Consider the following 531-nt stretch of genomic DNA (forward strand, 5'->3'; position numbering starts at 1 on the left):
CATAATATCAAATTTTAATTATCTTTGAAAAGTACTACTTTTTCGGTTTCGCGCTACCGAAGGTTTAGTTCAACACACGCTACAAGCAAGCTGGGCAATTGGCTTAATTTGAAAATAGTTTGTATTTGATACATTTGTTTTTAACCGAAAGATTACGCATCTTTAATCCCAGCCTGCGTGTAGCGCGGGAACGTTACCAGCAAGCTTGCCACAGAAACTAAAAAAGATGACTAAAGTAGAATTTGAAAATATTGGAGTAAAAAGTAAGACTAACCAAGTCATTAATTTAATTTTTTGCATTGTAACCATAATACTTTCCACATTTTTTCAAATTAAATTTTTCAGTCTTTTTAGCTTAAATCTTTCCGAAATTAATTTTCTGATTATAATCTTTCTTTATGTAGTTTTTTTGTCTCTGTTTGCGTTAGGTTGTTACGGAATATTTATTTTATTGAATCCGATAAAAATAAGTTACTGGAAAAATGAAATGACTGTAGATGATAATAAAAATGTAATTAAAGAATTATTTAC

1 protein-coding gene is annotated in these 531 nt (G+C 29.2%); it reads left to right on the forward strand.

The annotated features are described in order from the left end of the window. Positions 1-226: 226 nt before the first annotated feature. Positions 227-531 (forward strand): hypothetical protein (locus tag FPG59_RS16920; protein WP_217875981.1); only part of this gene is annotated, 305 nt, incomplete at its 3' end.

The sequence above is a fragment of the Flavobacterium sp. FPG59 genome (assembly GCF_002150205.1).
Lineage (GTDB): Bacteria > Bacteroidota > Bacteroidia > Flavobacteriales > Flavobacteriaceae > Flavobacterium.